Raw genomic sequence first — 25,627 nt, forward strand, 5'->3', positions numbered from 1 at the left:
CACACGCCCTAAGTATTTCTTCTTATAATGTTGGGATTTTTCCTTCCAAGGATGCTTGATGAAAACCATCATGAAGAAAACCCTCCCCCTGAGCATGATCATCGGCCTGCGCTTTTTCGGGCTTTTTATTGTCCTCTCCGTCCTGTCGCAATACGCCCTGGAGCTGCCGGGCGGCACCCCCTTCCTCGCCGGGGTTGCCCTGGGGGGGTACGCCCTGACCCAGGCTTTTTTACAGGTCCCGTTCGGGGCGATGAGCGACAAGTTCGGCCGTAAAAAGACGATCCTTGTCGGGCTGCTCATCTTCGCCGCCGGTTCCGTGATCGCCGCATCGGCGGAGAACGTCTATTGGCTCCTGCTCGGCCGCTTCTTGCAGGGTGCCGGCGCCATCGGTTCCGTCGTCACCGCGATGATCGCCGACCAGGTCCGCGAGGACGAACGCGCCCACGCCATGGCCGTGATGGGGATGGTCATCGCCATGAGCTTCGCCGCCTCCATGATCATCGGGCCGCTCGTCGCCGGGGTCTGGTCCGTCTCCGCGCTCTTCTGGCTGACCGCGATCCTCTCCATCACCGCCCTCGTCATCCTCTTCACCGCCGTGCCGGAACCGCCGCAGATCGTCCACCACTATAGCGAGGACGAGGCGCAGATCAAGCATGTCTTCAAGGACAAAGAGCTGGTACGCATGTACATCACCTTCCTCTTCCACAGCTCGACGATGGCCATCGCTTTCTTCCTGATTCCGATCATCATGAAACAGCAGTTCGGCATGGGCACGATGGAGTTCTGGAAGGTTTACCTCCCCGCCGTTATTTTCGGGATCCTCGCGATGGGGCCGGCGGCCGTCTTCGGCGAGAAATACGCCAAGGGCAAGCAGATCTTCCTCATTTCCATCGGCTTCATCATCGCCGCGTTCGCGCTGATGGGCTTCACAACCTCCTTCTGGGCCTTCGCCGTCGGCGCCGTCTTCTTCTTCATCGGCTTCAACATGTTCGAGCCCCTCTTGCAAAGCTTTGTCAGCAAATTCGCCAAGGTACATCAGAAGGGTGCGGCCCTCGGCGTCGCCAATACCTTTGCCTACGTCGGCATCTTTATCGGCGGGGCGCTGGGCGGGGCCCTCTACCAGCACTTCTCCAAAGAGGGGGTCGCGATCTTCGTCATGAGCGCATCGGTGCTCTGGTTCCTCTGGATCCTCGGCATGCGCAACCCGGGGCTGCGCGCGACACTCTTCCTCGATTTCGAATCCTATGACAAAGCCAAAGTGCCGTCACTCAAAGGGATGGAGGGGATCTCCGACTTTTACGTCAACGAAACCGAAAGCCTCATTATCATCAAGTACGATGCCGAACTCCTCAACGAAGAGGGGCTCAAAACCCATATGCTCAAAGCGGCCTGACGCCGCTCGGGCTCCTCACTGCACACCTGCAAAAATCCTCAGAAAAAACGCGTAAGAAAAAAGTACCGCTAAATCGGCTGATGCCTAGCCGTAGAGGCGTTCAAGCATCATCTGGATGGAGACCCGTCCGCCCCATTCGTTTCGGGCCAGGGTATAGCTGCAGGTGAGACGGCCGCTCTCGGGCCGCTCCAGCTTTCGCCGGAAGGCCATGAGGTCATATGTCTCGCGCTCGTGCCGGAAGAGCCGCAGGCTGACCTTGGAGTGGTCCCCGTCGCTGCCGAGGTAGCGGATGCCGACGACCTCGGCATCCCGTGCCAGGAAACGCGGGCGGGGGTTGCCCTCGCCGTAGGGCTCGTAGCGCTCCAGGATCTCCAACAGTTCGAAATCCACGCTGCCCGTGTCGAGCTGCCCGACGATCTCTTCGACCGGCAGGAAATCCTCCGGATCGAGCGTTGCTGCTTCGGCGTTGATCCCGGCGCGAAAGGCGTCGACATCCTCGGCGCGCAGGGAGAGCCCCGCAGCCATCATATGGCCGCCGAACTTCTCAAGCAGCCCCTCCTGCGAGGCGATCAGGTCGTAGATGCTGACGTTGCCGAGCGAACGCGCACTCCCCTTGGCCCGTCCCTCCTCGATACTGAGCACGATGGCCGGCCTTTCAAACCGCTGTACCAGCCGCGCGGCGACGATCCCCACGACCCCCTCGTGCCACCCTTCGTGGGCGACGACGATGACCCGGTCGTCGGGCCGGACCAGGGCAATGGCCTCCTCCGTCGCCTCCGCCTCGATGGCTTTGCGCATGACGTTGAGCTGCGTCAGGAGTTCAAACTGCCTGAAGGCCGTCTTCTCATCCGGCGCGGTCAACAGCTCCAGGGCCAAAGAAGCATCCTCCAGACGGCCGGCGGCATTGATGCGCGGCGCGATCTGGAAACCGATATCCTCGGCCCCCAGTTTCGTTTTCCCCAATGCTTCGCGGACGATGACGGAGAAGGGGCGGCCGGAGCGCTCCATCTGGGCGAGCCCCGCCTGCACGATCGCACGGTTGATCCCCATAAGCGGCATCACGTCGGCGATGATCGCCAGAGCCAGGAGTTCGAGGAACTGCCCCATATCGATGGAGAGCCCCAGCTCCTTCTTGATCAGCGCCATCAGCAACCATGCCACCTGCGCCCCGCAGATCTCCGGGAAAGCGTAGTGGTCGTCAGCGCGCTTCGGGTCGACGACGGCGTAGGCGTCAGGCAGTTTCTCGGAGGGCGTATGGTGGTCGGTGATGATCAGATCGATGCCGCGCGCTTTGCACACCTCCGCCGCCGCGAAGGCGTTGATACCGTTGTCGACGGTAAACACGACGTCGGCGTCAATGCGCTCGAGCACGCGTTCGGAAACTCCGTAGCCGTCTGTGAAACGATTGGGTATGGTCACCTCGAGCGGATAGGGGATCTGCCGGAAAAAGAGGGTCGTGATCGCCGTGGCGGTCACGCCGTCGACGTCGTAATCCCCCACCAGGGCAACGCGTTCGCCTTTGCGGATGGCATCGGCGATCCGTTTCGCGGCCTTTGAAGCATCGGTCAGACCGGCGGGGTCGGGGATATCGGAGAGTTTGGAAAAACCGGAGGCAAAACGCGAACGCAGCAGTGCCTCCAGGGCACGCTTGTCCAGCAGCGGAGCGTCAGGCGCCTTTGGCATGGGCCAGCGCCGCCTTGACAAAGGCGAGAATGGAGGGGTTCGGCGTCTGCAGACGCGAGGTGAATTCCGGGTGGAACTGGACACCGAGGAACCACGGGTGCGCCGGGATCTCGACGGCTTCGATCAGGCCGTTGGATTCGCCGGTGACGATCATACCGGCATCCTCGAGCTCCTTGCGATAGGTCGGGTTCGCCTCGTAACGGTGGCGGTGGCGCTCGAAAATCGTCTTTTGGCCGTTATAGGCTTTGCGCAGCAAAGAACCCTCTTTCGTGTCACAGGGGTATTCGCCCAGGCGCAGCGTCCCGCCCATCGGCGACTTGTGGGTGCGCAGCTCGGTCTCGCCGCTCTGGTTGATGAAGTTGTCGATCAGGTAGATCATCGGGTGCGCCGTCTCCTCGTCAAACTCGATGGAGTTCGCGTCCTCGTAGCCCAATACGTTGCGGGCGTACTCGACGAGGGTCAGCTGCATGCCGAGGCAGATCCCGAGATAGGGCACTTTGTTTGTTCGGGCATAGTTGATCGCCTGGATCTTGCCTTCCACCCCGCGTGAACCGAAGCCCCCGGCGACGAGGACGGCGTCACAGTCCTGTAGCAGCGTCTCTGCGCCGCGCTCCTCGATCTCCTCGCTGTCAACCCAGCAGAAATCGACCTTCGTATCCAGGTGCGCGCCCGAGTGGATCAGCGCCTCGATCAGAGACTTGTACGACTCTTTGAGCTCCAGGTACTTGCCGACGAAGCCGATACTGATGCGCTCCTGCGGGGAGACGATCTTCTTGACCAGTGCGTCCCACTGCTCCATGTCCGGGTTCAGCTCGCCCAGCTCCAGCGCCTTGGCGATCGGAGGCAGGATATTCTGATGCATGAAACTGATGGGCACCGCGTAGACGCTCGGCGCATCCAGTGCCTCGATGACACTGTCCTGGGGAACGTCACAGGAGAAGGCGAGCTTTTTCTTGAAAGTTTTCGGCAGGGCGTGTTCGCTGCGGGCGATGATCATCTGCGGGGTGATACCGATACGGCGCAGCTCCTGGACCGAGTGCTGGGTCGGCTTGCTCTTATGCTCGCCGGCGGCTTTGATGTAGGGGATCAGGGTAACGTGGATGAAGAAGGTACCGGAGACCTCCTCGTCATGCTTCATCTGGCGCACGGCCTCCATGAACGGCTGTCCCTCGATGTCGCCGACGGTCCCGCCGAGCTCGACGACGAGAATATCGTGTCCTTCGCCCGCCGATTTGATCCGGTCGACGATCTCGCCGACGATGTGCGGAATGACCTGGATCGTCTGCCCCAGGTACCCCCCGGCACGTTCGCGCTCGATGACCGAGCTGTAGACCTGCCCCGTCGTGAAGTTGCTGCTCTTGAGGAAGGAGGTATCGAGGAAGCGCTCGTAGTTCCCGATGTCGAGGTCGGTCTCCGCGCCGTCTTTCGTGACGAAGACTTCCCCGTGTTCCAGGGGGCTCATCGTCCCCGGGTCAACGTTGATGTAGGGGTCGATTTTGAGCATACCGACCTTTTTACCGGAATGCTTCAGCAACGCCCCGATGGAAGCAGCCGTGATCCCTTTCCCAAGGGAACTCAGTACCCCGCCCGTTACAAAGATATATTTCGTCATCGCAGACCCCGTTTGAAGCTATATTTTTTCGCAATTATAACGGGCGGCGGCTTATCGCTGTATGAGATACTCCTGCTATACTTACCGGAAAAAAGAAACATAACATGGACCAGCCCCTGCTCTACGCCGTTACGGCCCTTGCCATCTCCGTTGTTGTGAACATTCTGCTCAAGAAGATCGGTGTCTCCCAGGTGATCGGCTACATTCTGACCGGCACGATTATCGTCTATGCCTTCGACCTGCGCCACTACAACGATTCGCACACCCTTGAGCAGATCGCGGAGTTCGGGATCGTCTTCTTGATGTTCACGATCGGCCTGGAGCTTTCCCTGCCCCGGCTGGGGGCCCTGAAACAGATCGTCTTCGTCAACGGTCTGCTTCAGGTACTTGTCACGGCAGTCACCGTCTTTGGCTTTGCCTATGCGCTGTTGGGCATCGGCCTCACCTCATCCATCATCATCGCCAGCGCCTTCGCGCTCTCCTCCACCGCCGTCGTGCTCAGCTATCTCAAAAGCTCCAAGGAGATCCACCTCCCCTACGGGCAGCGCGCCATGGGAATCCTGATCTTCCAGGATATCGCCGTCATCCCGATCCTGCTGCTCATCGGATTCCTCGCCAGCGAGGGCGGCGACTGGCAGAGCACGCTGCTGCACACCGCCGAGAGCGCCGTGCTGATCCTCGTCATCCTCTTTTCCGTCGGCAGACCGATGATGACATGGCTGCTGCATTTCGCGGCTGACAGCGGGATCGAGGAGCTCTTCCTCGGCTCGGTCCTCGTGATCGCCGTCGGGGCTTCCCTCCTTGCCGATGCGATGGGCTTTACCTACTCGCTGGGCGCTTTCCTCGCCGGGGTCATCATTGCCGAAACCAGGTACCACCACAAGGTCGAGGCGGACATTGCCTCCTTCAAAGATCTCCTTCTGGGCGTCTTCTTCGTCACCGTCGGCATGAAAATAGACCTCGCTTTCTTCGCCGAGCACCTCGTCAGCATCCTCGGTGTCCTCGCCGCCGTCATGCTCCTCAAAAGCCTGATCATCTTCGCCCTGATCCGCCTGAGCAGCCCGACGCCCGTCGCCCTCAAAAGCGCGCTGTCGCTCTCCCAGCTCGGCGAGTTCTCCTTCGCCATCTTCGCCCTGGCCGCCTCGGACGGGCTGCTCGATCCGGCCCTGGAACAGTACCTGATCATGATGGTCGTCGTCTCCCTCGTACTGACCCCTTTCTACCTGCCGAAAATCCACCCCTTCGTGCTCAAGCGCTTTCAGCAAAAAGGGCTTCATGACAACCTTTCCCCTGTGGCGGAGCACCGGAACCACGTTATCGTCTGCGGCTACAGTACCGTCGGGAAGTTCGTCGCGGCCGAGCTCAAAGCACGGGGGATGGCGTACGTCGTCATCGACAACTCTCTCAAACATGTCAAAGAGGGGCTGGACTGCGGCGAAGCCATCTACCTCGGCGACCTCTCCAAGCCGGCCATCGCGGCAGCCCTGCATACGGAAAACGCCTCGGCCGTTATCGTGACGCTGGACAACCCGGAAAAGAAAAACCTCATCTGCGAAACGGTGCTCGCCATCAATCCTCAGGCGAACCTTGTCGTGAAAATCGTGACGCTCGAAGAGAAAAAAGGGCTTGAAGCGCTGCATGTCGGACATATCGTTGATGGCAAACATGAGGTCGCAAAGGTCCTGGTCTCCCAGGCAATGCAGTGTGAAATGTAAAAGGGTGGTTTAAAAACATCCCGGTAAAAGGAGGGGGGAAACCGGGATGCGCTTCATAGGTATATAAGGAGTGTATAAATGAAACTCAATGACTGCTACTGTTGTCGTTGAGACGGTGAAAGTATAGGGCAGAAGAGGTAAACTAGCCGTAAATATGCAACTATAATACAAATCTTTTATGTTATGTTTAAGTATAACAAATACTTTTACTTCGTCTTTGTCCGTCACCCCTTTCGCTATAATGGCGCCATGCGATGGCGAGAGATTAAACACACCAAACCGAAACGTCGGCCGGAGAGCGCTCCGAAAGTGACCTATGCCGACTTCAAGTCACGGGCCCTGGCCTTTATCACGGATATCTTCATGATCGGCATTCCCATCACCCTCATCATTATGATCGCCTTCGGACATGATCAGATGATGAACAGCGCGGGCGGAACGGATGTATTGATGAACCCGGCCGAGGCGAAGCAGCACGCCCCCAACCCCTACGCCTCGATCACGCAGATGCTGCTCTATGCCGTCACCTTCGTCCTCTTCTGGCACAAAAGCGGACAGACGCCGGGCAAAAAGATGATGCAGATCCGCGTCGTTGACGCACAAACCTTCCGGACGGCCTCCTGGAGCCGCCTGTTCCTGCGTTTCGTCGGCTACTTTCTCTCTGCTCTCACCCTGGTCGGTTTCTTCACCGGGCTGCTGCGCCGCGACGGCAGGGCCCTGCACGACCTGCTCAGCGGTACCGCCGTCATCCGTGCCTGAATGACCCTGCTCGTCTCCGCGTTTTACTTTTTCTACTTCGCCATCATCGGCGTCTACGTCATCTTCATGCCCAAAGTGCTTGAGATGGTCGGGTACGCCCCCTCGGAAATCGGCATTATCTTCGCCAGTGCGCCGCTGGTGCGTTTCGCCGTCCCCTTCGCCTTTATGCGCGGTCTCCGGCTCGACCGGACCGTCTTCAACGCCGCCCTGCTCCTCATGCTCGCCGCGGCCGCCGCTTTTTTCCCGGCCCTGCCCCACTTCTGGGCGCTGCTGGCCGCCAACATCACCCTGGGAATAGGGCTCAGCCTTATCCTCCCCTATATCGAGGTGATTGTACTGGAACTGATCGGCAAGGAGCGGTACGGGAAAGTGCGGCTCTACGGTTCGATCGGCTTCATCCTCGTGGCCCTGGCGCTGGTCAAGGTACTGGACGCACCCCAGACGGCGCTCTTTTTCCTGATGGGCACGACGCTGCTGACGGCCCTGTTCGGCTACAGCATCGCCAGGCATGATGCGAAAAAACAGACAGAAGTGCCTGCCGCAGCCGAGCACAGTGCTTTTACCCTGCTGACCCACCCCGGCCTCTGGCTGGGCTTCTTGCTGATGCAGATCAGCTTCGGCCCCTTCTACAACTTCTTCACCATCTACGAGACCGCCCACGGCGTGAGCCTCGATATGACCATCTACCTCTGGAGTTTCGGCGTGATCGCGGAGATCGTCCTCTTCTACTTCCAGGGTCCCCTGTTGCGCCGCAACCTGCATCGCCTGCTGGAGTTTGCCGCCGGTGTCACCGTCATCCGCTGGCTCATCGTCTGGCAGTTCCCCGAAAACCTGCCGCTGCTTTTTGCGGCGCAGAGCATGCATGCGATCAGTTTCGCCCTCTTTCACACCGCGGCGATCAGCTACCTCTACACCCTCTTCACCCAGAAAAAACTGGCGCAGCAGTTCTTCTTCGGGATCAGCTACGGACTGGGGGGATTTATCGGCGCCGTGGGGTCGGGGTATGTCTATGAGTACGCCCCAGCATCCCTCTTTCTCACCGCGGCGATCGCCTCCGCGCTCGCGCTGCTCGCGCTGCGGCGCGGCTAGAACTTGAACGTAAACAGGGTCCGCTGGTAGAAATCATCCTGTTTGACGCCGACGGCGGGCTTCGCATCGTGGTTATACCCGACCCGGAAGCCGAGATAAAGCTGCTTGTAAATCCGCAGTTCAACCCGGGCGGAAGTGGCGATGTAGTAATCGTTGGCGTCGTCGACCTTGGGCTGGTAATAGGCAACCGCCGCAAACAGGGCATCGTCCGGCAGCGGCAGGCTGTAGGCGAGGTAGCTGTTGAAACGGAGGTTGCGCTCCAGGGGATCGACCGCGGTCGAATAGCCGATATACTCGGCATAGGCACCCAGGCCGATAAACAACCCGCCCCACTGGCCGCGTTTCTTGTTCAGGACCTTCCAGCGCACGCCTCCGCCGGCAAGGGCACGCTCCTCGATAGACTTGAACGCATCCTTCTCCATCTGCCCGAACCCTTCCGCCGCGATATCGGCGCCGGCGATGTTGCGGATATAGCGCAGGTGGGCGAAGAGGTTGTCCGTATCCTTGACGCCGCTGGCCTCGCCGTATTCGCCGCGCACCACCCCCCAGAGCACGTAGGTCGTGTTGCTGTCGAACTGCAGCTGAAGGCTCCCGGAGTAGTTGTCTTTCTCCGTATTGCCCCGTTTGGTCTCAAACGCACCGGAAAGCTCCCCGGAAAGGCCTGGTTTCTCGCCGACCTCGCGGGGTTTGATCGCGACAATGGCGAAGAGTTGTACCGAAAGAAGTAAAAGAAAAAAAGCTCGTACCACGCAAGACTCCGTCTGAAAATCAGACGGCATTATAATGGACTAGTAGTCGATAATCAATGAAGTCATAAAGGTCGTATCCGTGCGTTCGTTGCCCGCTGGAGGGAGGTTTGTGTAATCGACCTTGTAGCTGACCCCCATGGAGAAGTTGCCGTTGATTTTGCTCTCCAGTGCCGTTTTGGAGACGACGAAGTAGTTCTGATCATTATCGAAATCGCTGCGGTAGCTCGCCTCTTCGATAAACTTGAATCCCTCGACGATGATCCAGCTGAACGCCCCTTTGAGCATGTAACCCCAGTAGTCGTTGTAGGTGCCGTCGACCTTCGTCAGACCGGCTTTGCCGTCCGGATAGGGGTAAGGGACTTCCGTCCCATTGACGTCGTAATACTTGGTCATCCCCTGGTCGATGCTGTAGAGTGCATTCCCCTGAAACTCCAGAGCGTAGGGCTTTGTATCGAGGACAATTACCTTTGCACCGGGACCGGTGTAAAACTGGTAAGCGAAACCTGAAAACTTGTCATCCTTGTAACCGGCCAGGTAGTTCAGCGCGATATGTTTGGCGAACTGCCAGTCGTAGTTGAGCTCGCCGAAGAGCTTGTTTTTGTTCTCCTGGCTGTTCTCCGTCCCGTAGAGCGCATCCGCGTGGAGCTTCAGGCTGTGTGCCCCCCAGCTCTTTTTCCCGTTGAAATCCAGCGAGAACGCGGTCGTATCGGTATTCCCCTGGGTCTGGACATAGCTCAACTCCGTATGGGTAACAAGGGGGTTGGACTTCGGTGCCGTCTCGGCGGCAAGCAGCAGGGCCGGAACGGCCAGAACCGTTAACAGTAAGCGCTTCATACGTTCGGCTCCTCTTTGGGGGTATCGAAATGGACATCCATTTGAGGGTAAGGAATGCTGATACCGTTGGCATCCAGCGCGAGCTTCACCTCCTCGATCATACCGAAGTAGGCATCCCAGTACTCCTCGGACTTGACCCAGGCGCGGACGGTAAAGTTCACACTGTTGTCGCCCAGTTCGCTCACCGCGACCAGCGGTGCGGGCTCGTCAAGGGTGTGGGGATCATCGCGGATCACCCCGTACAGCACCTCCTTGGCTTTTTTGAGGTCATCCCCGTAGCCGATGCCGACGACGTGATCGACCCGGCGTACCGGCTTGTTGGAGAAGTTGACGATGTTCCCGGCCGTAATGGCCGCGTTCGGGACGATGATGGTCCGGTTGTCCACGGGGCTTATGGTCGTCGTAAAGAGGCTGATGCTCTCCACCGTTCCCGTCGCGCCGCCGGCCTCGACGAAGTCACCGACCTTAAAGGGGCGGAAGATGAGAATGATGACGGCGGCACCGACATTGGCCAGGGTATCTTTAAGCGCCAGGCCGACGGCAAGACCGGCGGCGCCGAGGATCGCCATGAACGACGTTGTCTCGATGCCCAGCTGCCCGAGCGCCGCCATGATGACGACGACGAGCAGCACAAAATAGACGCTGCTCGAGATAAACTTCGTCAGCGTCTCGTCGACGCCGTATTTCGACATCGCCTTATTCGTCACATTGCCCAGTGCCTTTGCCACCCTTTTCCCGATCAGGAAAACAAGCAGCGCACCCAGGAACTGCAACGCATAGCCAAGGGCCAGATCAAAGTAGGGACCGTACGTATCAGGGTCCAGATAAGCTTCCATGGGAACCTCCCGGTTAGAGTGTACGTCAGTATAACACAGTAAACAACGGCGAAAGGTTACCGCTGCCTAAATAAATGGCGTCAGGGGCCGGAGAGCGAAAAATGGTATAATCGCGGCACTATTTTTTGCGCGGAAACTCTATCTCCGCCGGACAAGGCAAACAATTATGGGTCAGACTATCACCGAAAAAATCTTCTCCGAGCACGCGGGCAAAACCGTCTACGCGGGCGAGATCGTTCGGGTGCCGATCGATATGGTCATCGGTAACGACATTACGACGCCTATCTCCATCAAGGCGTTCGAAGACGCGGGTGCCACCGAACTGGCCAACCCCGACGGCTTCTCCATCGTCCTGGACCACTTCATCCCCGCCAAGGATATCGCTTCGGCCAACCAGGCACGTATCAGCCGCGATTTCGCCAAAAAGCACAAGATGAAGCACTTCTTCGACGAGAAGGATATGGGCATCGAGCACGCACTGCTGCCGGAGAAGGGCCTCGTCGTCCCCGGTGACGTCATCATCGGCGCCGACAGCCACACCTGTACCCACGGTGCCCTGGGCGCTTTCTCCACCGGGATGGGCTCCACCGACCTCGCTTTCGCCATGGTCACCGGCGGCAACTGGTTCAAAGTGCCCGAAAGCATCAAAGTCGTGCTCTCCGGAAAACCGGGGGCCTTCACGACCGGCAAGGACATCATCCTCGAAGTGATCCGCATGATCGGGGTCGACGGCGCGCTTTACCGCACCCTCGAGTTCACCGGGGACACGATCGCGCACCTCAGCATGGACGACCGTTTCAGCATGTGTAATATGGCGATCGAAGCAGGGGCCAAGAGCGGGATCGTCGCCGTCGACGAGATCACCGAAGCCTTCCTGGCCGACAAAACACTGGCGCGCCCGGCGAAGATCCACCACTCCGACCCTGATGCGGCCTACGTCCAGGTGCTTGAGATCGACGTGGACAAGCTCGAACCGGTCATCGCCTACCCGTTCCTGCCGTCCAACGGCCACAGCCTGAGCGAGGCCGTCAGCGACCACATCAAGGTCGACCAGGCCTTTATCGGCAGCTGTACCAACGGCCGCCTCAGCGACCTGCGCATCGCCGCGAAGATCCTGGAAGGCAAAAAGGTACACGAAGACGTCCGTCTCATCGTCACCCCGGGCACGCAGCGCATCCTGCGCGAAGCGACGAAACTGGGCTACATCGACACCATCGTTGATGCCGGCGGCGTCGTCTCCAACCCGACCTGCGGCGCCTGCCTTGGCGGATACATGGGGATCCTCGGTGACAATGAAGTCGCCATCTCCACCACCAACCGTAACTTCGTCGGCCGGATGGGTTCACGCTCTTCCAAGGTCTACCTCGCCAACTCCGCCGTCGCCGCCGCCTCGGCCATCACCGGCTACATCACCGACCCGGCTACGATCGACTAAGTTACGCCATGTCCTGGAAGGCGATTACGCTCGGTACGGTACTTGTCATCGTCATCGCCTGGAACGCGGCGGTCTATTTCGCCGACCGCCAGATCGCGGCCAAACGGTACGACGGTGTCTACGACAGCTGTCATAAGGTCTGGTCGTCCCGCGGACTCTACGACACCAAACAAGAACGCAACTCCCTGACGGCCTTCCGCCGCGCCTTCGAAGCAGGCGCCCACGGTGTCGAGGTCGACTTCAGCTATGATACGGCCTCGGACCGCTTCATCATCGGCCACGGCCACCCCCGCAAAGGTCCGGACGGACGGACGGTCTACACGGAAAAAGAGGGGGGTCTCTTCACCCTCGAGACTCTGTTCAGGGAACTGGGCGAAGGGCACGCATTCTGGCTCGATTTCAAAAACCTCGACCACCTAAGCGGTGAGGAGACCCAAAAAGCGATCCGACGGCTCGAGAGCATTGCAGTCAACGGTAACGTGCATGACCGTCTCTACATCGAAGGCTCCAACCCCCTGTCCCTCGCCCTGTACACCGACGCGGGCTTCAGAACGCTCCTCGGTACTTTCCCGCTTGCCGACGGCAACCCGGTCGCCTCCATTGTTCTTAGCGCCTACAAAATGATTTACGCCGCCTTCAACATCACGGGTATCGCGATGAACTACGGCAGCGTCGACGAGCCTATCTACGGGGAGAATACCCGCAAACAGCTCGGGAAAATCCCGGTGTTCGTTTTTCATATCCCCGATGATCCGTCGCTGCTCCGGCAGCTGGTGCATAACAGCGATGTCCGCGTCATGCTCGTCGGCCGCGACATCAGCATCGACCGCTTTGCCGTCACCGACTGCGGCCGGGAGTGACGGACGGCCCGGTTCACCAAAGGAGCGCCACATGCCTGAAAACGCCTTTCCCCTCCCCTGCATCATCTTTGCCGGCGGGAGGAGCTCCCGGATGGGCCGCAACAAGGCCCTGCTCCCCTTTGACGGTTTCGCCACCCTCGCCGAGTACCAGTACGCCCGGCTCTCTCCCCTCTTCGACTCCGCCTTCCTCTCCGTCAAAACAACCGAAGGCTATCCGGAACGGCTCCCCTATCTCCCCGACGACCCCTCCCTGACGGATGCTGCGCCGACAGCGGGCTTTATCACCGCGTTCCGAAGTCTGGGGGCGGAGCGTATCTTCGCACTCAGCGTCGACACCCCCTTCATTGATGCCGCGGTCATTCGCACGCTGCTTGAACACGACAGCGGAGAGCTTGATGCCGTCATCGCCAGGACCGCGAGGGGCTCGCATCCGCTTTGCGGCATCTACCACCGGAGCCTGCTTGCACGTTTCGAAGCAATGGCCGCTTCCGGTGATCATAAACTGGGCAGGATGCTCTCGGAGAGCCGGGTCCGTTATGTCGATTTTGGCGATGAGCAGCTTTTCAGCAATCTCAACCACCCGCACGAATACGAAGCGGCACTGAAGATGCTGGATAAAAAGTAAATATTGTAGGAGAAAAGGTGCCGCCAAAGGGCGGCGGAAGAGGAGAAACGTTGTTGTATGATACATCAATCATGGGGCTTACCTATAGTAGGCGGCTATAGTGCCCAAAGACGCGATGTTTGGCTTTGAAAACTTCGTCGGCAAAAGGCATATCCTTGTGCACATTCAAATCATAGAACAAATTATCCACAATTAATCCAACAGTATGATTAATTATTGAACAATACTCTGCTTATACTCTACTTTTCGCCATCAAGTTCCTTCTAATCGGCTTTACTATAAGATAGCGTTAAAAACGGGATACAATATATGCAGCTGACCCATCTGGATGAAAAAGACCGGCCGAAGATGGTCGACGTCTCAGCCAAAGCGCCCACCGAACGCGTGGCCGTCGCCAGCGGTACAATCACGATGAGCTCCGAAGCGTACAGTGCCATTGTCGAAGAGCGCACCAAAAAAGGGCCTGTCCTTCAAACGGCCGTGATCGCCGCGATCATGGGGACCAAAAAAACCTCGGACCTCATCCCGATGTGCCACCCCCTGAACCTCAGCGGGATCAACTGCGACGTGGAGGAGCTGCCGGAACTGCCGGGCTTCCGCCTGAGCGTCACCGCCAAGCTGACGGGGCAGACAGGGGTGGAAATGGAGGCACTGACCGGCGTCAGCATCGGTCTGCTGACCATCTACGACATGGTCAAAGCCATCGATAAAGGGATGATCATCTCCGACGTACAGCTCGAAACGAAGCGAGGAGGCAAAAGTGGTGAATATCAACGAACTTGATCAGAAAGTTGAACTGGAATACCCCTGTAGCTGGTGCTACAAGGTTGTCGGCGAAGAGCGCGAAAAACTCGAAAACGCCATCCATGAAGTCATTCTGGAGCGCGAGCATAAAATCGCCCACTCCAATACAAGCCGCACCGGCAAATACATCAGCCTGAACCTGGAGCTGCTTGTACACAACGAAGATGACCGCCAGTTCATCTACGAAGCGCTCAAAGCGCACCAACACGTCAAAATGGTTTTATAGGAGGCTCCGATGCTGGACCTGGAACAACTGCAGCGCGATATCCGCAATCATTACAAGAACCAAGCGCCGATGGAACTCGATGCTCGCATCGTCGACCTCATCGGCTATCTGGGAAGTGAATACGGCCTGAACGAGACCGACCTGACCCTCCCGGAGATCCGGCTCGTCGTCAATACGATCCTGGCCGAGCAGACGGCGGCCCTTCAGGAGGATCTGGAGGCGCTGCTCGTGCAGAAAGAACGCATCGAACGGCAGATCGAGCGCAAAAGCGAACGGATCCAGGACGAAAAACATCAGATCTTCAATGCGCTGGAGGGCATCCTGGGCGACGCCCCCGGTGACGCCCAGGCAAAACTGCACCAGGTCAAACTCCAATCCATCGACCTCTTCGACATGCTCGAGGAGGTGGTCGAATCCGCGATCATCACCACTCTCGAGAAGAACCACGATATCGAAGAGACGGTCGAGGAGATCTGCAAGGAGGTCACCTTTGAGACCCTGGGGGAAGGGCCGCTGGAGACCGGACGCATCCGCCTGGTCATCGGCAGTATTCTCCACAGTGCCGTCGAAGTGGGCGAAGCCACACCGAACCAGGCCGAAGCGATCCTTCTCGGGACCCTGCGGGGCGTACGCAGCGGCCTTATCAAGGCCATCCGCCGTCTGAAAAAGCAGCTCCTCTTCATGCCCGAGGAGCTCAAGCTGACGGCATCGATGCAGACGGAGCTGCTCCGTACCGATGTGCTCTTCACACAGATCCTGCAGGATGAAGCGCTGCAGTGCACCCCTGAAAGCCGAGCCCTGCTCGAAAAACTCGCCAAAGAGATCCGTTTCGATCTTGAAGAACTTGTCGAAGTCTCCAAAGAGACCGTCGACCTGATGCGCAGCCAGCTCAGCCAGGCCCTCTCCCGCTCCCAGGTCCTCAACTCCAAAACCGCAGCGGAGGCCAAGCGCGTCGGCATCTCCGCCTGGCGCTCGGCCAAAACGGTTCTGGAAGGCGCCCTGCAAAACGCCAAAGGTAAGATCGACAAAAAATAACTTTTTTTCTTAAATAACTCTTATTTTTATAGCATAGGTCAACAGCTAAGCGTACGGTATCCCCCTTTTAATATAATCTGTTCGAATATCGGTGCTTTGCACCGAAAACATCAAGGAGTTTCACCTATGCTACTGCACCCACCTCTCACCCACTTCGCCATCGCGCTTCCCGTCGTCACCGCCGTCTTCGGACTTCTTTTTCTCATCACCCGCAAAGAGGGGCTCTCCAAGATTACGGCGCGCATGCTTGTCGTTACCGCCCTCGTGATGATCGCCGCATGGTATACCGGTTCCAAAGCCGGACCGGAGATCTTTGACTATCTCAGCAAAGACGGAAAACATGAACTGCTTGAGCACAAAAACCTCGGTCTCTACCTGGCGATTGCCTTCTCCCTCATCGCCGTTGTGCAGTTCCTGGGCTGCCAGCTCAAGAAGTTCGCGATTCAGGCCGTTGCCATTCTGCTTCTGTTCGCGGCCACGGTCATGACCTTCGTACAGGGTAAAGACGGAGGCGAGATCGTCTACAACCACGGGATGCCGTTCAAAGCCGAAATGATGCTCAGCACCCTGAAAGAGGCGGGCGCGACTGCGGAGGATACGGAGGACTGCGACGAAAAGGTCGAAGCCTATGAGGACGCGGTATACAATATCAATACCCTCTCCGGAGAGGTTCAGGCAATTTACGGAGAAGCGGAAAAAGAGGGAGAGTAATTCAACTCCCCCGTGTTACAATCGCGCAAAAGGAGATGCCATGCAGACCTTGCTTTTGCTCGTGGATGACACTTACGCCGACACACTGAAACAATCCCTCCCCGCCGACAAGGCCTGGGTGCTGGATGCGCGCTACGATGCATTTCGCTGCCGCGTCCGCCTCGCCCTCGACGGCTACCACACTTCCCCCGATGCCGTTCAGATCTATCATGAAACCATCGAAGACATTGATGCATGGCTTGCGGAGCAGCGGTCATGAGAGTCGTCGCCACACCGCTCTTCACCGAACAGCTCAAAGCGCTTCTCCTGACGATCGCCGACAGCGATCCCGAAGAGGCGAAACGTTTCAAGCTCTATCTCGACACCATCTTGCTCAACCTGCCGAGCAAAGCGCAGAAATACAAACCGTCAATCTATTTTGGTGATACTGAGGTGCGGGACATTGAACATCAGGGGTGTACTATTCCCTTTTATTATGATCGAGCCGGAGCGGCCCTCGTGCTTTTGGGAATTATTGACAATCGTGTGTAAACTTAACACTTTTTAATTTTTTTGTATTAATAACTAAAACGTCGCATTTTAAGCTATACTTATTTAAATTTTACATATTTATAATAATAATATTTTTAAGTCATACAATTACCGCCATTATTGTTTCTTTTGGTAACGATATCCGGCGCTGCGGTTTCGTATTCACTCTTTATAGACGTTTCGTATTGTATACTTACGTTTGATAAGATCGTGATATTGGGTTCAGCACCTGTAAAGACAGCACATCAACAGCCGAATAACAATTTGTTGCCGGAAGTTGATGTGCTGTTTTGGTCTTATGACTATCGAAATAGTAAATAGTAAAGTTATTAATATAAAAGGGAGGAAGAATGAGAAACGAACATTCTCAACACGATGCTGAAAACGTGTCGGCCGAAAGAAGAGACTTCTTCAAGAAAACTGCCGCACTCTCAGCCACGGCGATCGCCGGTGCCGGAATGCTCTCCGGAACACGTGCGATGGCCGAAGATGACCCGGTCATTATGAATACACCGGACTGGGGTCACAAGATCGGTTACCCGGTCACTAAGAACCGCTACGGTATGCCTTCACCGTACGAGCACAACATCACCCGCCGCAACGCGAAACTCCTTTCCTCAGGGAACTGGCAGGCATCCATCGCGATGTGTCCGATCCAGGACCTCAGCGGTATCATGACGCCGAACGGCCTCTTCTTCAGCCGCTGCCACGGTGGTATCCCGACCATCAACCCGAGTGAATGGCGCCTGATGATCCACGGTCTTGTCGAAAAGCCGCTGGTTCTGACGCTTGATCAGCTCAAGCGCTACCCGAACGTCAGCCGCGTTCACTTCGTCGAGTGTCCGGCAAACGGCGGTCCGGAATGGCGTGGACCGCAGTTCAACTCCATCCAGTTTGCGAAAGGGATGATGAGTAATGCCGAGTGGACCGGCGTCTACCTCAAAGACATCCTCAAAGACCTCGGTCTCAAGCCAAGTGCAAAATGGATGCTAGCAGAGGGTATCGACAGCTCACACATGGGCCGTACGGTTCCTGTCGACAAGGTGCTTGACGATGCAATGATCGTTTGGGGCCAGAACGGCGAAGCGCTTCGCCCGGAGCAGGGCTACCCTGTCCGTCTCCTCCTCCCGGGATGGGAAGGTAACCTTTGTGTCAAATGGCTCGGACGCCTCGAATTCGCCGCTGAACCGTTCTACGCGAAAGAAGAAACAGCGAAATATACGGCACTCAAGCCGTCAGGCAAAGCGATCCAGCACTTCTATGCGAACGAAGTCAACTCCATCATCACTTCACCGTGTCCGGAAAAACCGTGGACGGATCTGAAAGCCGGCGACATGGTCGAGATCGAAGGTCTCGCATGGAGCGGTATGGGTACGATCGAAGGCGTCGACATCAGCTTCGACGGCGGCAACAACTGGGTAGAAGCAAACCTCAAGGGCCTCGTCCTTCCGAAGTCCTGGACACGCTTCAGCTTTATGTACAAGTACGAAGGCAAGCCGCTGATCCTCGCCAGCCGCGCACGCGACGACGCAGGCTACATCCAGCCGACAATCGATCAAGAAACCGCAGTGATGGGTGTTGAATCCGTTTACCATAGAAACGGTATCGCCTCATGGGAAGTCACTGCAGAAGGGAAGGTAAACAATGTTCAAGTTCGATCGTAAATTTATTCTTGGTGCTTCCGCAGCGGCAGCGGTAGCCATGCTCGCTACCGGCTGTGTCGAAAGCGGCGACGCTGCGGCACCGACTGCATCCAGTGCCGACAATGTCCTCACGTATGCAAACGGCAAGCGCGTCATTGACGGCGGTCGCTACTATGCAACCGTAAACGACAAAAGCGGCCCGTACTATGTGAACACAGCAGCGGAAAAAGGCGGTTACACCTACGGACGTACACCGACAGCCAACGAACTCGAAGCATGGAACACAACGGTAACACCGTGGCGTCTGCCGCCGAAAGGCGAAGGTACAGCCGAAGAGGGTGAAGCAGTTTACGAAGCCAAATGTGTCATGTGTCACGGCGACTTCGGTTCCGGCGGCGGCGGTTATCCGGCGCTCTCCAAAGGGAATGCATACGACAACATGGCCACACTGAAACACCAGCGTACCGGTCCGGACATGGAAGGTCCGATCCGCGTATTCGGTAACTACTGGCCGGAAGCGAGCACCCTGTGGTGGTACATCATGGAAGGTATGCCGCATCCGGATACACGCAGCCTGACTGAAGACGAAGTCTATGCACTCGTTGCCTATATCATGAACCTCAATGAGATGGAGATCGACGGCGAAGAAGTTGATTACGAATATGTCCTCGACCAGGAGAAATTCGCGAAGATCGTTATGCCGAACAAAGACGGTTTCGAACCGGTCATCGACGGTGCAAACGGTCTTGAGAACGTCCGTGCTTATTTCGCGGATCCTGCAAACTTCGGTGCGCAGAAAATCGCTTCTGCCGACGAGCGTTGTATGAGCAACTGTCAAAAAGAGACTGCGAAAGTCGTAGGAATCTCTATCGAGCAGAAAGAGTTCCTTCCGCCGCTCTCCGAAGTCCGTGACCTTCCGAAGGTCGAGAACACAAGCGGTGTAGACCTCGAAGCGAAGAATACCTATGAATCCAGCTGTGCCGTTTGCCACGGTGCTGCGGGCATGGGTGCTCCGGTGGTCGGCGACAAGAAGGCGTGGGACGCTGTTGTCGGCAAGGGTATGGACAAGGTCTATGCCCGTGCCATCAACGGTACTGACATGGGTATGCCTCCGAAGGGGGGCACAGACCTGTCTGACGACAAACTCAAGGCGGTGGTTGATTACATGATCAGCCAGAGCAAATAAATCTCAACCAAAGGATAAACATATGCAAAGAAGAACATTCCTCTCTCTCGCAGCTGGCGCTTGCGCCCTGGCTGCTGTACCGGCAAGCGTCCGTGCGGAAGATTTCCGTAAATCCAAGCCGACAGTTTGGACAGCAAAAACTGTCGACGACGCCCTCAAAGCGATGTACGGCACAACGGCTACTGTCGCTGAAGGCGTCACAGTCGTCGCTCCGGACGTTGCAAGCAACGGTGGTGCGGTTCCGGTTGATGTCAAGTCTGACATCGCTGCAAAATCCGTCATGATCGTCCAGAACGTCAACCCGGAATCTGCGGTTATCGTTTACGACCTCAACGAGTACAGCATCATCGACTTCTCCATCAAGATCAAGATGAAAGCTTCCGGTACGATCACAGCAATCGTACAGGGTAACGACGGCAAGCTCTACAGCGGCTCCAAAACACTCGACGTTGCACTCGGTGGTTGTGAGGGCTGATCGCCTTCGCCTATAGAAAACGAAAATAGAAAGGTAATATCATGAGAATCAAAGCAAAACTCAAAGGTAATGTTGTTTCTGTAAAAGCGATGGCGAAGCACGACATGTGGACATACGATATCGCTGAGAAGAAAACCGGCGACCGCAACAACGCGAACTTCATCACGCACATCGACGCCAAAGTCGGCGCGGCAACTGTTATGGACGCTTCTGTCAGCCAGTTCCTCTCCAAGAACCCGATCTTCAAGTTCGCGTTCAAAGGCGACTTCAAAGCGGGTGACGAACTCGTGATGACTTGGGTTGACCTCAAGGGCAACACCAAGACTTCCAAAGCCAAAATCAAATAATCCCCGGGTGGACGCTTCGGCGTCCCACCGCTTTCTCTCCAAGGCACCAACAGTGTATAAACACCACTTCATCACTCTTTTTATTCTCACGTCGTTCTTTTTCTCCTTGTCCGCACGCGATATCGACCTGAACCGTATAGCAATCGATACGGCCAAGCAGAAGAAGACCCTCCTAGTCTGGCTTCACAAAAATGACTGTGGTTACTGTGAAGCAATGTATGAATTTACCCTCGGCGACGACAAAGTCGCATCCCTGATTCAATCCTCTTTTGAACTTGTCGATATCAACATCAACGACGATGACACCGTGGCGTTCAAGGAGTTCAAGGGGAGCGGACACGACTTCGCCAAACATGTCGGATACAACTTCTACCCCTCCTCGCTTTTTCTGGATGCCGATGGGGAGATCATCTTTGCCGCACCGGGATATGTCGAAGAGAAGGATTTTTTGAACATGCTCGACTATGTCAGCAGCGGTGCGCATAAAAGCATGACCTATGACAGCTTTAAACGGGAGGGAAAAAGTGAATAAGCACAAAGGAAAGGTCCTGGGCCTTTTTCATGCCCTGAAAGGGGTTGAAGGGCGTCATGAGTATGATATGATCGAAATCGACGAGCAGGGTATTATCGGCGATAAATATTACGGCAAGAACCTCAACCGTACCATTCTGATCACTTCCGAAGAGGCCAGCTACGTCATGGCGGCCGACGAAGGCATCACAATGCCCTACGGCTCGTTGGGAGAGAACATTGTCATCGATATCAGTCCCTATCACCTTCAGGCTGGCCAGCAATTGAAGATCGGTGAGACGATCGTCGCCATCACCCAGAACTGCACCCTCTGCAGCAGCCTCGGCAAAGTCGACGCCAGACTGCCGGAGCTCCTCAAGAACGACCGCGGTATTTTTGCGAAAACACTCCAGGGCGGTAAAATAAAAAAAGGTGATACAGTCACCATACTCTGAATTAAGGACTCTGCCGCTACACTAGTCTCACAAACTTATCACGAAGGAGTGAGATGAAACCGTTTGCAAGGACCCTTCTCTGGACAGTACTGTCCCTGACACTGCTGATCAGCACCGCCGCCACCGATACGAACACACAGCAGGATATCCGGATCTTTACCGTTGAAAACAGCGGCGGGAAAATTACCGGGAAAAGCATAGAAAAAGCCTTTGAAGCAGCCGGTTTTCTGATCGATGGCAACAACGACATGAACAAGCCCTTCAAAGCCCGGTTCGGTGCGACGCACTACCCGGTCTACCGCCTGGCGACCATTCACGATCCCGATCTCTCCGCCAAACTGATCGCCGTTAATCCGCTGATGGGGCTGCTGACGCCGCTCTCCATGTCTATTTGGCAGGATAATGAAGGGAGCATGAATATCTCCGTCCTCTCCTTGCGCGGTCTTTCGCGTATGACGCAGATCCCAATGAACAACCCCGACCTTGTCGCCCTGGCAGCTAAAATGGAGAAGGCGCTGCGTGCCGCCCTTCCTGGGGGCCATTTCAAGTCGCTGGCCTATCAAAAGGTCGCAGACCCTGCCACACCCCTTTCGGTGACCTTTAAGGCCGTATTTGAGGCTCCAAAGGATGGATCTGTTCTTGATGCCAAAGATGACTTTGAAGCTGAATTCGAAGGAGAGATGGAGCCCATTGGTTTTCTCTTCCCAGGGTTTATCGACGTCAACGAAGAGCTGCAGGAGCGTGATGATGATAGTTATGACTTTTATGACACCTATTCTGTCTGCAAACTCGACGTCATCTTCCCGATCCATCAAACCCATCCGGAAGTCGGTGCCTTCGCGCCCTGTACCTTTTTCCTCTACAAGAAACATGGAGAAAAAACTGTCCATATGGGCTTCCCATCCGTTCAGAACTGGATCGCTTCGACGGATATTGCAGACAAAACCTCTCTAGACCCTCTGATCGAAGCGGAAAACCTCTTCATCGATACGGTTAACGGCATTACGGAATAACGCTCGGGACGGCAGGACCGTCCTCAACCATCTTCACACGATCACACCCAGCAATCCCCTAATCGACAGCAACAACATATATGATACAAAAGAGTGCTGGTTAAGCCTGTAGAACACTGGCTGAAATGAAAGAGGAATAGCTATGCAGCCGGGAGGCCGCATTGTTATTTAAATGGTGTCGAAAGCTCTTCTTCAATCGCACCCGGCGTGTTGACAATTTGCATAAACTCCCCCATGCTCAGCAGAGGATAACTGATGGCAATGTAGTATTTTGCCGCCAAAGCCTGTGCTTTACCCTCTTCGATCAGGATCGTATACGGCAAAATCTCGGCATTCTTCGCACCGATCGTCTTAACGAATGACTTTGTCTCATCACTCAGGGCGTACCCGACCAGCACTTTGCCCTCGCCAAGCGGCAGTTTAAAGACAACCGAACGGCCGTCATTATACGTCTCAAGCTTTGAAAGCAAAGCTTGCGTGTCACCCTCTGCCAGCGCGTACGTGTCTTCATAATAGGGCATACCGATCATAAAATGGTAGCCGGCGAGTTTGTCGTATTCGAAAGCATCCTCGGATACGCTGAGATCACCCAGCGCTTTTTGCAGCGCCGCTGTCAGCGTGTCGCCCAGGGTGTGATCATACTCCGACTGGAAAAATGCCTTCCCGAAATAGACCGGATTCGTGACGGCGATGCGTTGGTTTTCACCATCCACGAGCACACGGAGGACCGCGCCGAAACCGCGCCCCGGTTTCTTTGCAGCTGCTTTGAGTGCTTCAGTCGTCATGACAATCGTTTCGCTCTTATCTGTTGTCGCATACCTCCCGACAATCTCAAACCCTGCCGCTTGCAACGTCGACATTACGGCAGCCTTATCTTGATAGGGTGCGTAATAATAGGCACTCACTTTCTCGCCAATCGGTTCGGCCGCAGCATGGGCATCCACCCAAAACAAGATGGCGGCCAACAAAATCAACAATGCTTTCATTCTCTTTTCCTTTCTATTGGTTGCACCTCTGCCCTCCCGGGAGAAAAGCGTCACTGCTTGTTCGCTTTCATTGAAAATTCGGCACGGAAATATCCTGCTTCTATGCGTCATAGTGTCTGATGCCAATGATTCAATGGATCCCGCCCGGGAGCGGGAGTGTGGAGGTATGGTTCTTTTAAAAGTCGTATGTCAACTGGAACGTGACACCGGACTGCGAGTGTTTTACTTCATTGCTCGGTCCTGTCATCCCCATGCCGTCAAGGGCGGAAGTATCGAATGAAACTTTCGTTTCCAGTGCGTACGTCAGCGCCAGATCGACGGAGAGCTGCTCTGTCAGCGGCGCGGAAGCACCCGCCGTAATATGGTCTTCTACGACCGCCGGGAACCCAAGGAGGTTGAAGACGTTGATGGCAGCACCTGCCTGTGTCGTGCCGTCTGCCTCTTCGATCGGCTGTGTACCGTGGTTATACCCCGCACGCAGCGCATACCCGTCTATTTCAAACTGGTATCCGACGGCAAATACATCCGTGTTTTTCCAGTTGAAGTCTTTATAGCCTTTAGCGTCACCCCATTTAACCTGCTTATAGTCAAACGCGATGGTATTTTCGCGGGTAATCTTGAATGAGAACCCAACACCGATCTCCGCAGGCTGTGTCAGTTCATCCCCGAATGGAGCAGGCAGAATCCCCAAACCGGCGAACGGCCCAGTAGCTCCGGAAATCTGCCCCTTGTACTTCATCGGGATTTCCGCACGATAGACCGCACCGAGTGTCAATGCACCGACATTATAGGAGAGACCAAAATTGTAAGTAAATTTCAGGTCCTGTGCCAGCCCCTCCCCGACAGTCGTACCCATGGCATTGTAATTAATATCCAAAGCACCATACTGAAGGATTGGAGTGAAACCGACACTGAGTCCGTTCATCTCATAAGCGACCGGCACACCCAGCTGCATCAACTGGAGAGCGGTGACCATATTCATGGTGCTTTGAGAATTCTCACTACGGTAATCCGTACCCATACCGGCAGTTCCCCAGATACCGATACCCCAGTAGAAGTGATCACCGACTTTATTACCGACAGAAACTTCCGGAATCACATTCAGATCCGCAGCACTATCTTGCATGCCATTGCCGTCATTGGCGTTATATTTTACATTCGGCATAAAGAGTGTACCACCGAACGAAATCTCTGTCCCCTTGACGCTGCTCAATAACGCAGGGTTGTTAATACCGGACTCTGCACCGAACGGCATCCCGATGCTTACACCGCCCATCGAACGTGATTTCGCACCGAGACCGATCAGGTGGTCACCGTTTGTTGCAAAAGCAGATGTTGCTCCCAACGCCATAGCCGCTGCAACAGCCAATTTGATTGTACGTGTCATTTATACTCCTACGAATACAGTTATTCGACAGAAAGCCTTCGCTTTCAACTCGGATCATTATAGAGAGGCAAAAATAAATTGAATCTGAATATAAATAATGCATTATCACAGAAACTTATCATTTTTTTTATCGTAATCAAGAAAAATGGGGAAATAAAAGATTTTTATACTTATAACTTATCTTAATGGCGGTTTTAAGCATAGAAAAAAGCTGTTTCTGAGTGTTTTTGTTTTTGATACAAAAGAGAGATTTTTTTGAGAATTTTATCATATTGTTTCATTTCGAAACAGTATTTTTACTTTTCCTGTTATATATTAATGTGTTATTTGACTCTATCTGCATGCATTAGTTTTTCTTGACATGCTCTTGTCGAGATGAAACAGCAGTAAAAAAAACTATAGAAGATGGGTAACCTGGGAGCCACGCTTCTAGTGCTTATAGCGAGATCTCATAGAACATAAAACACATGCCAGGATAAGATTGCAACGAAGCAGATAAGACTATTATTTGATAGGAAAACAACCAGGGTGACTAGAATGACATAGAGGAAAATACAGCACTAATCATTCATAGATTGTTAATGATCTTACGAGTTGAATATTTGTATCCCAGACCAACATTGCTCACAAATAATATGCATTCATAGAAGTGCGCTATAAATAGGCGGGACATGATCTGGATAAGGGCAACAAGGTTGTGCTTGTCTATGCGAAAAGTAAGATAAATA

27 protein-coding genes are annotated in these 25,627 nt (G+C 55.4%); 20 read left to right on the forward strand and 7 right to left on the reverse strand.

The window, feature by feature from the left end; all coding sequences use genetic code 11:
* Positions 1-58 precede the first annotated feature (58 nt).
* The gene (locus tag LOH54_RS12440; protein ID WP_349636717.1) at positions 59-1,393 is read left to right on the forward strand and encodes an MFS transporter; all 1,335 of its coding nucleotides are present in this window, start codon (positions 59-61) and stop codon (positions 1,391-1,393) included.
* An 84-nt stretch (positions 1,394-1,477) separates the two neighbouring features.
* Here LOH54_RS12440 and recJ read toward each other — a convergent pair whose 3' ends face one another.
* Both recJ and pyrG read right to left on the reverse strand, forming a co-directional pair.
* Positions 1,478-3,076 carry a single-stranded-DNA-specific exonuclease RecJ gene (gene recJ, locus LOH54_RS12445; RefSeq protein ID WP_231019428.1) on the reverse strand — a complete coding sequence of 533 codons (1,599 nt, stop codon included), beginning with the start codon at positions 3,074-3,076 and terminating at the stop codon, positions 1,478-1,480.
* Positions 3,060-4,688, reverse strand: a complete 1,629-nt coding sequence (gene pyrG, locus LOH54_RS12450) for a CTP synthase (RefSeq protein ID WP_231019429.1) — start codon at positions 4,686-4,688, stop codon at positions 3,060-3,062. Before pyrG ends, recJ begins: the two co-directional genes overlap by 17 nt.
* A gap of 104 nt (positions 4,689-4,792) precedes the next feature.
* Between pyrG and LOH54_RS12455 the strand changes: the two genes are divergently transcribed.
* The 3 genes from LOH54_RS12455 (at position 4,793) to LOH54_RS12465 (ending at position 8,251) form a co-directional block, all read left to right on the forward strand.
* Positions 4,793-6,403: a cation:proton antiporter gene (locus tag LOH54_RS12455; protein ID WP_231019430.1), complete on the forward strand. Its 1,611-nt coding sequence runs from the start codon at positions 4,793-4,795 to the stop codon at positions 6,401-6,403.
* A 249-nt stretch (positions 6,404-6,652) separates the two neighbouring features.
* The gene (locus tag LOH54_RS12460; RefSeq protein ID WP_231019431.1) at positions 6,653-7,162 is read left to right on the forward strand and encodes an RDD family protein; all 510 of its coding nucleotides are present in this window, start codon (positions 6,653-6,655) and stop codon (positions 7,160-7,162) included.
* A complete protein-coding gene (locus tag LOH54_RS12465; RefSeq protein ID WP_231019432.1) occupies positions 7,163-8,251 on the forward strand; it encodes an MFS transporter in 1,089 nt (362 codons plus the stop codon).
* Here the strand turns inward: LOH54_RS12465 and LOH54_RS12470 are convergent.
* From LOH54_RS12470 to LOH54_RS12480, 3 genes are read right to left on the reverse strand one after another with little or no spacing between them, the layout of a single operon-like run.
* Positions 8,248-9,000, reverse strand: a complete 753-nt coding sequence (locus tag LOH54_RS12470; protein WP_231019433.1) for a DUF481 domain-containing protein — start codon at positions 8,998-9,000, stop codon at positions 8,248-8,250. The two genes, LOH54_RS12465 and LOH54_RS12470, sit on opposite strands and share 4 nt — an antisense overlap.
* A gap of 39 nt (positions 9,001-9,039) precedes the next feature.
* Positions 9,040-9,834 (reverse strand): DUF481 domain-containing protein, encoded by a 795-nt coding sequence (locus tag LOH54_RS12475; RefSeq protein ID WP_231019435.1) that lies wholly within the window; start codon positions 9,832-9,834, stop codon positions 9,040-9,042.
* On the reverse strand, positions 9,831-10,670 hold the full coding sequence (locus tag LOH54_RS12480; protein WP_231019436.1) for a mechanosensitive ion channel family protein: 840 nt from the start codon (positions 10,668-10,670) through the stop codon (positions 9,831-9,833). The genes LOH54_RS12475 and LOH54_RS12480 overlap by 4 nt, the downstream gene beginning before the upstream one ends.
* A gap of 166 nt (positions 10,671-10,836) precedes the next feature.
* Here LOH54_RS12480 and LOH54_RS12485 point away from each other — a divergent pair, with 166 nt between their 5' ends.
* The 16 genes from LOH54_RS12485 (at position 10,837) to LOH54_RS12560 (ending at position 22,526) form a co-directional block, all read left to right on the forward strand.
* Positions 10,837-12,105: a 3-isopropylmalate dehydratase large subunit gene (locus LOH54_RS12485; RefSeq protein ID WP_231019437.1), complete on the forward strand. Its 1,269-nt coding sequence runs from the start codon at positions 10,837-10,839 to the stop codon at positions 12,103-12,105.
* Between the two features lie 8 nt (positions 12,106-12,113).
* Positions 12,114-12,965, forward strand: coding sequence for a hypothetical protein (locus LOH54_RS12490; protein WP_231019438.1), 852 nt, complete (start codon positions 12,114-12,116; stop codon positions 12,963-12,965).
* Positions 12,966-12,996: 31 nt separating this feature from the next.
* A complete protein-coding gene (gene mobA / locus LOH54_RS12495) occupies positions 12,997-13,590 on the forward strand; it encodes a molybdenum cofactor guanylyltransferase MobA (protein ID WP_231019439.1) in 594 nt (197 codons plus the stop codon).
* A gap of 309 nt (positions 13,591-13,899) precedes the next feature.
* Positions 13,900-14,373 (forward strand): cyclic pyranopterin monophosphate synthase MoaC, encoded by a 474-nt coding sequence (gene moaC / locus LOH54_RS12500; RefSeq protein WP_231019440.1) that lies wholly within the window; start codon positions 13,900-13,902, stop codon positions 14,371-14,373.
* Positions 14,351-14,620 (forward strand): HP0495 family protein, encoded by a 270-nt coding sequence (locus tag LOH54_RS12505; RefSeq protein ID WP_231019441.1) that lies wholly within the window; start codon positions 14,351-14,353, stop codon positions 14,618-14,620. The genes moaC and LOH54_RS12505 overlap by 23 nt, the downstream gene beginning before the upstream one ends.
* 9 nt (positions 14,621-14,629) lie before the next feature.
* The gene (locus tag LOH54_RS12510; protein WP_231019442.1) at positions 14,630-15,655 is read left to right on the forward strand and encodes a hypothetical protein; all 1,026 of its coding nucleotides are present in this window, start codon (positions 14,630-14,632) and stop codon (positions 15,653-15,655) included.
* 126 nt (positions 15,656-15,781) lie between these two features.
* On the forward strand, positions 15,782-16,366 hold the full coding sequence (locus LOH54_RS12515) for a DUF2231 domain-containing protein (protein ID WP_231019443.1): 585 nt from the start codon (positions 15,782-15,784) through the stop codon (positions 16,364-16,366).
* A gap of 40 nt (positions 16,367-16,406) precedes the next feature.
* Complete coding sequence (locus LOH54_RS12520) at positions 16,407-16,625, forward strand: hypothetical protein (RefSeq protein WP_231019444.1); 219 nt, start codon at positions 16,407-16,409, stop codon at positions 16,623-16,625.
* A complete protein-coding gene (locus LOH54_RS12525; RefSeq protein WP_231019445.1) occupies positions 16,622-16,897 on the forward strand; it encodes a type II toxin-antitoxin system RelE/ParE family toxin in 276 nt (91 codons plus the stop codon). The genes LOH54_RS12520 and LOH54_RS12525 overlap by 4 nt, the downstream gene beginning before the upstream one ends.
* A 350-nt stretch (positions 16,898-17,247) precedes the next feature.
* The gene (gene soxC / locus LOH54_RS12530; protein WP_231019446.1) at positions 17,248-18,561 is read left to right on the forward strand and encodes a sulfite dehydrogenase; all 1,314 of its coding nucleotides are present in this window, start codon (positions 17,248-17,250) and stop codon (positions 18,559-18,561) included.
* Positions 18,542-19,726 carry a c-type cytochrome gene (locus LOH54_RS12535; RefSeq protein WP_231019447.1) on the forward strand — a complete coding sequence of 395 codons (1,185 nt, stop codon included), beginning with the start codon at positions 18,542-18,544 and terminating at the stop codon, positions 19,724-19,726. Before soxC ends, LOH54_RS12535 begins: the two co-directional genes overlap by 20 nt.
* Before the next feature lie 22 nt (positions 19,727-19,748).
* Positions 19,749-20,201, forward strand: a complete 453-nt coding sequence (locus tag LOH54_RS12540; RefSeq protein WP_231019448.1) for a thiosulfate oxidation carrier protein SoxY — start codon at positions 19,749-19,751, stop codon at positions 20,199-20,201.
* 41 nt (positions 20,202-20,242) lie between these two features.
* The gene (gene soxZ / locus LOH54_RS12545; RefSeq protein WP_231019449.1) at positions 20,243-20,548 is read left to right on the forward strand and encodes a thiosulfate oxidation carrier complex protein SoxZ; all 306 of its coding nucleotides are present in this window, start codon (positions 20,243-20,245) and stop codon (positions 20,546-20,548) included.
* A 7-nt stretch (positions 20,549-20,555) separates the two neighbouring features.
* The gene (locus LOH54_RS12550; protein ID WP_231019450.1) at positions 20,556-21,080 is read left to right on the forward strand and encodes a thioredoxin family protein; all 525 of its coding nucleotides are present in this window, start codon (positions 20,556-20,558) and stop codon (positions 21,078-21,080) included.
* The gene (locus LOH54_RS12555) at positions 21,073-21,513 is read left to right on the forward strand and encodes an MOSC domain-containing protein (RefSeq protein WP_231019451.1); all 441 of its coding nucleotides are present in this window, start codon (positions 21,073-21,075) and stop codon (positions 21,511-21,513) included. Before LOH54_RS12550 ends, LOH54_RS12555 begins: the two co-directional genes overlap by 8 nt.
* Positions 21,514-21,566: 53 nt before the next feature.
* Positions 21,567-22,526, forward strand: coding sequence for a DUF302 domain-containing protein (locus tag LOH54_RS12560; protein WP_231019452.1), 960 nt, complete (start codon positions 21,567-21,569; stop codon positions 22,524-22,526).
* A gap of 164 nt (positions 22,527-22,690) precedes the next feature.
* Here the strand turns inward: LOH54_RS12560 and LOH54_RS12565 are convergent, their stop codons facing one another.
* Both LOH54_RS12565 and LOH54_RS12570 read right to left on the reverse strand, forming a co-directional pair.
* Entirely contained in the window at positions 22,691-23,512 is an 822-nt protein-coding gene (locus LOH54_RS12565; RefSeq protein ID WP_231019453.1) for a hypothetical protein, read from the reverse strand.
* A gap of 175 nt (positions 23,513-23,687) precedes the next feature.
* Positions 23,688-24,899 carry an OmpP1/FadL family transporter gene (locus LOH54_RS12570; protein ID WP_231019454.1) on the reverse strand — a complete coding sequence of 404 codons (1,212 nt, stop codon included), beginning with the start codon at positions 24,897-24,899 and terminating at the stop codon, positions 23,688-23,690.
* Between the last annotated feature and the right edge of the window lie 728 nt (positions 24,900-25,627).

It is taken from the genome of Sulfurimonas sp. HSL-3221 (assembly GCF_021044585.1).
Lineage (GTDB): Bacteria > Campylobacterota > Campylobacteria > Campylobacterales > Sulfurimonadaceae > Thiomicrolovo > Thiomicrolovo sulfuroxydans.

Coding starts and splice junctions, on each gene's coding strand:
- LOH54_RS12440 (WP_349636717.1), top strand. CDS start 59: ATGAAAACCATCATGAAGAAAACCCTCCCCCTGAGCATGATCATCGGC.
- recJ (WP_231019428.1), bottom strand. CDS start 3,076: ATGCCAAAGGCGCCTGACGCTCCGCTGCTGGACAAGCGTGCCCTGGAG.
- pyrG (WP_231019429.1), bottom strand. CDS start 4,688: ATGACGAAATATATCTTTGTAACGGGCGGGGTACTGAGTTCCCTTGGG.
- LOH54_RS12455 (WP_231019430.1), top strand. CDS start 4,793: ATGGACCAGCCCCTGCTCTACGCCGTTACGGCCCTTGCCATCTCCGTT.
- LOH54_RS12460 (WP_231019431.1), top strand. CDS start 6,653: ATGCGATGGCGAGAGATTAAACACACCAAACCGAAACGTCGGCCGGAG.
- LOH54_RS12465 (WP_231019432.1), top strand. CDS start 7,163: ATGACCCTGCTCGTCTCCGCGTTTTACTTTTTCTACTTCGCCATCATC.
- LOH54_RS12475 (WP_231019435.1), bottom strand. CDS start 9,834: ATGAAGCGCTTACTGTTAACGGTTCTGGCCGTTCCGGCCCTGCTGCTT.
- LOH54_RS12480 (WP_231019436.1), bottom strand. CDS start 10,670: ATGGAAGCTTATCTGGACCCTGATACGTACGGTCCCTACTTTGATCTG.
- LOH54_RS12485 (WP_231019437.1), top strand. CDS start 10,837: ATGGGTCAGACTATCACCGAAAAAATCTTCTCCGAGCACGCGGGCAAA.
- LOH54_RS12490 (WP_231019438.1), top strand. CDS start 12,114: ATGTCCTGGAAGGCGATTACGCTCGGTACGGTACTTGTCATCGTCATC.
- mobA (WP_231019439.1), top strand. CDS start 12,997: ATGCCTGAAAACGCCTTTCCCCTCCCCTGCATCATCTTTGCCGGCGGG.
- moaC (WP_231019440.1), top strand. CDS start 13,900: ATGCAGCTGACCCATCTGGATGAAAAAGACCGGCCGAAGATGGTCGAC.
- LOH54_RS12510 (WP_231019442.1), top strand. CDS start 14,630: ATGCTGGACCTGGAACAACTGCAGCGCGATATCCGCAATCATTACAAG.
- LOH54_RS12515 (WP_231019443.1), top strand. CDS start 15,782: ATGCTACTGCACCCACCTCTCACCCACTTCGCCATCGCGCTTCCCGTC.
- LOH54_RS12520 (WP_231019444.1), top strand. CDS start 16,407: ATGCAGACCTTGCTTTTGCTCGTGGATGACACTTACGCCGACACACTG.
- LOH54_RS12525 (WP_231019445.1), top strand. CDS start 16,622: ATGAGAGTCGTCGCCACACCGCTCTTCACCGAACAGCTCAAAGCGCTT.
- soxC (WP_231019446.1), top strand. CDS start 17,248: ATGAGAAACGAACATTCTCAACACGATGCTGAAAACGTGTCGGCCGAA.
- LOH54_RS12535 (WP_231019447.1), top strand. CDS start 18,542: ATGTTCAAGTTCGATCGTAAATTTATTCTTGGTGCTTCCGCAGCGGCA.
- LOH54_RS12540 (WP_231019448.1), top strand. CDS start 19,749: ATGCAAAGAAGAACATTCCTCTCTCTCGCAGCTGGCGCTTGCGCCCTG.
- soxZ (WP_231019449.1), top strand. CDS start 20,243: ATGAGAATCAAAGCAAAACTCAAAGGTAATGTTGTTTCTGTAAAAGCG.
- LOH54_RS12560 (WP_231019452.1), top strand. CDS start 21,567: ATGAAACCGTTTGCAAGGACCCTTCTCTGGACAGTACTGTCCCTGACA.
- LOH54_RS12565 (WP_231019453.1), bottom strand. CDS start 23,512: ATGAAAGCATTGTTGATTTTGTTGGCCGCCATCTTGTTTTGGGTGGAT.
- LOH54_RS12570 (WP_231019454.1), bottom strand. CDS start 24,899: ATGACACGTACAATCAAATTGGCTGTTGCAGCGGCTATGGCGTTGGGA.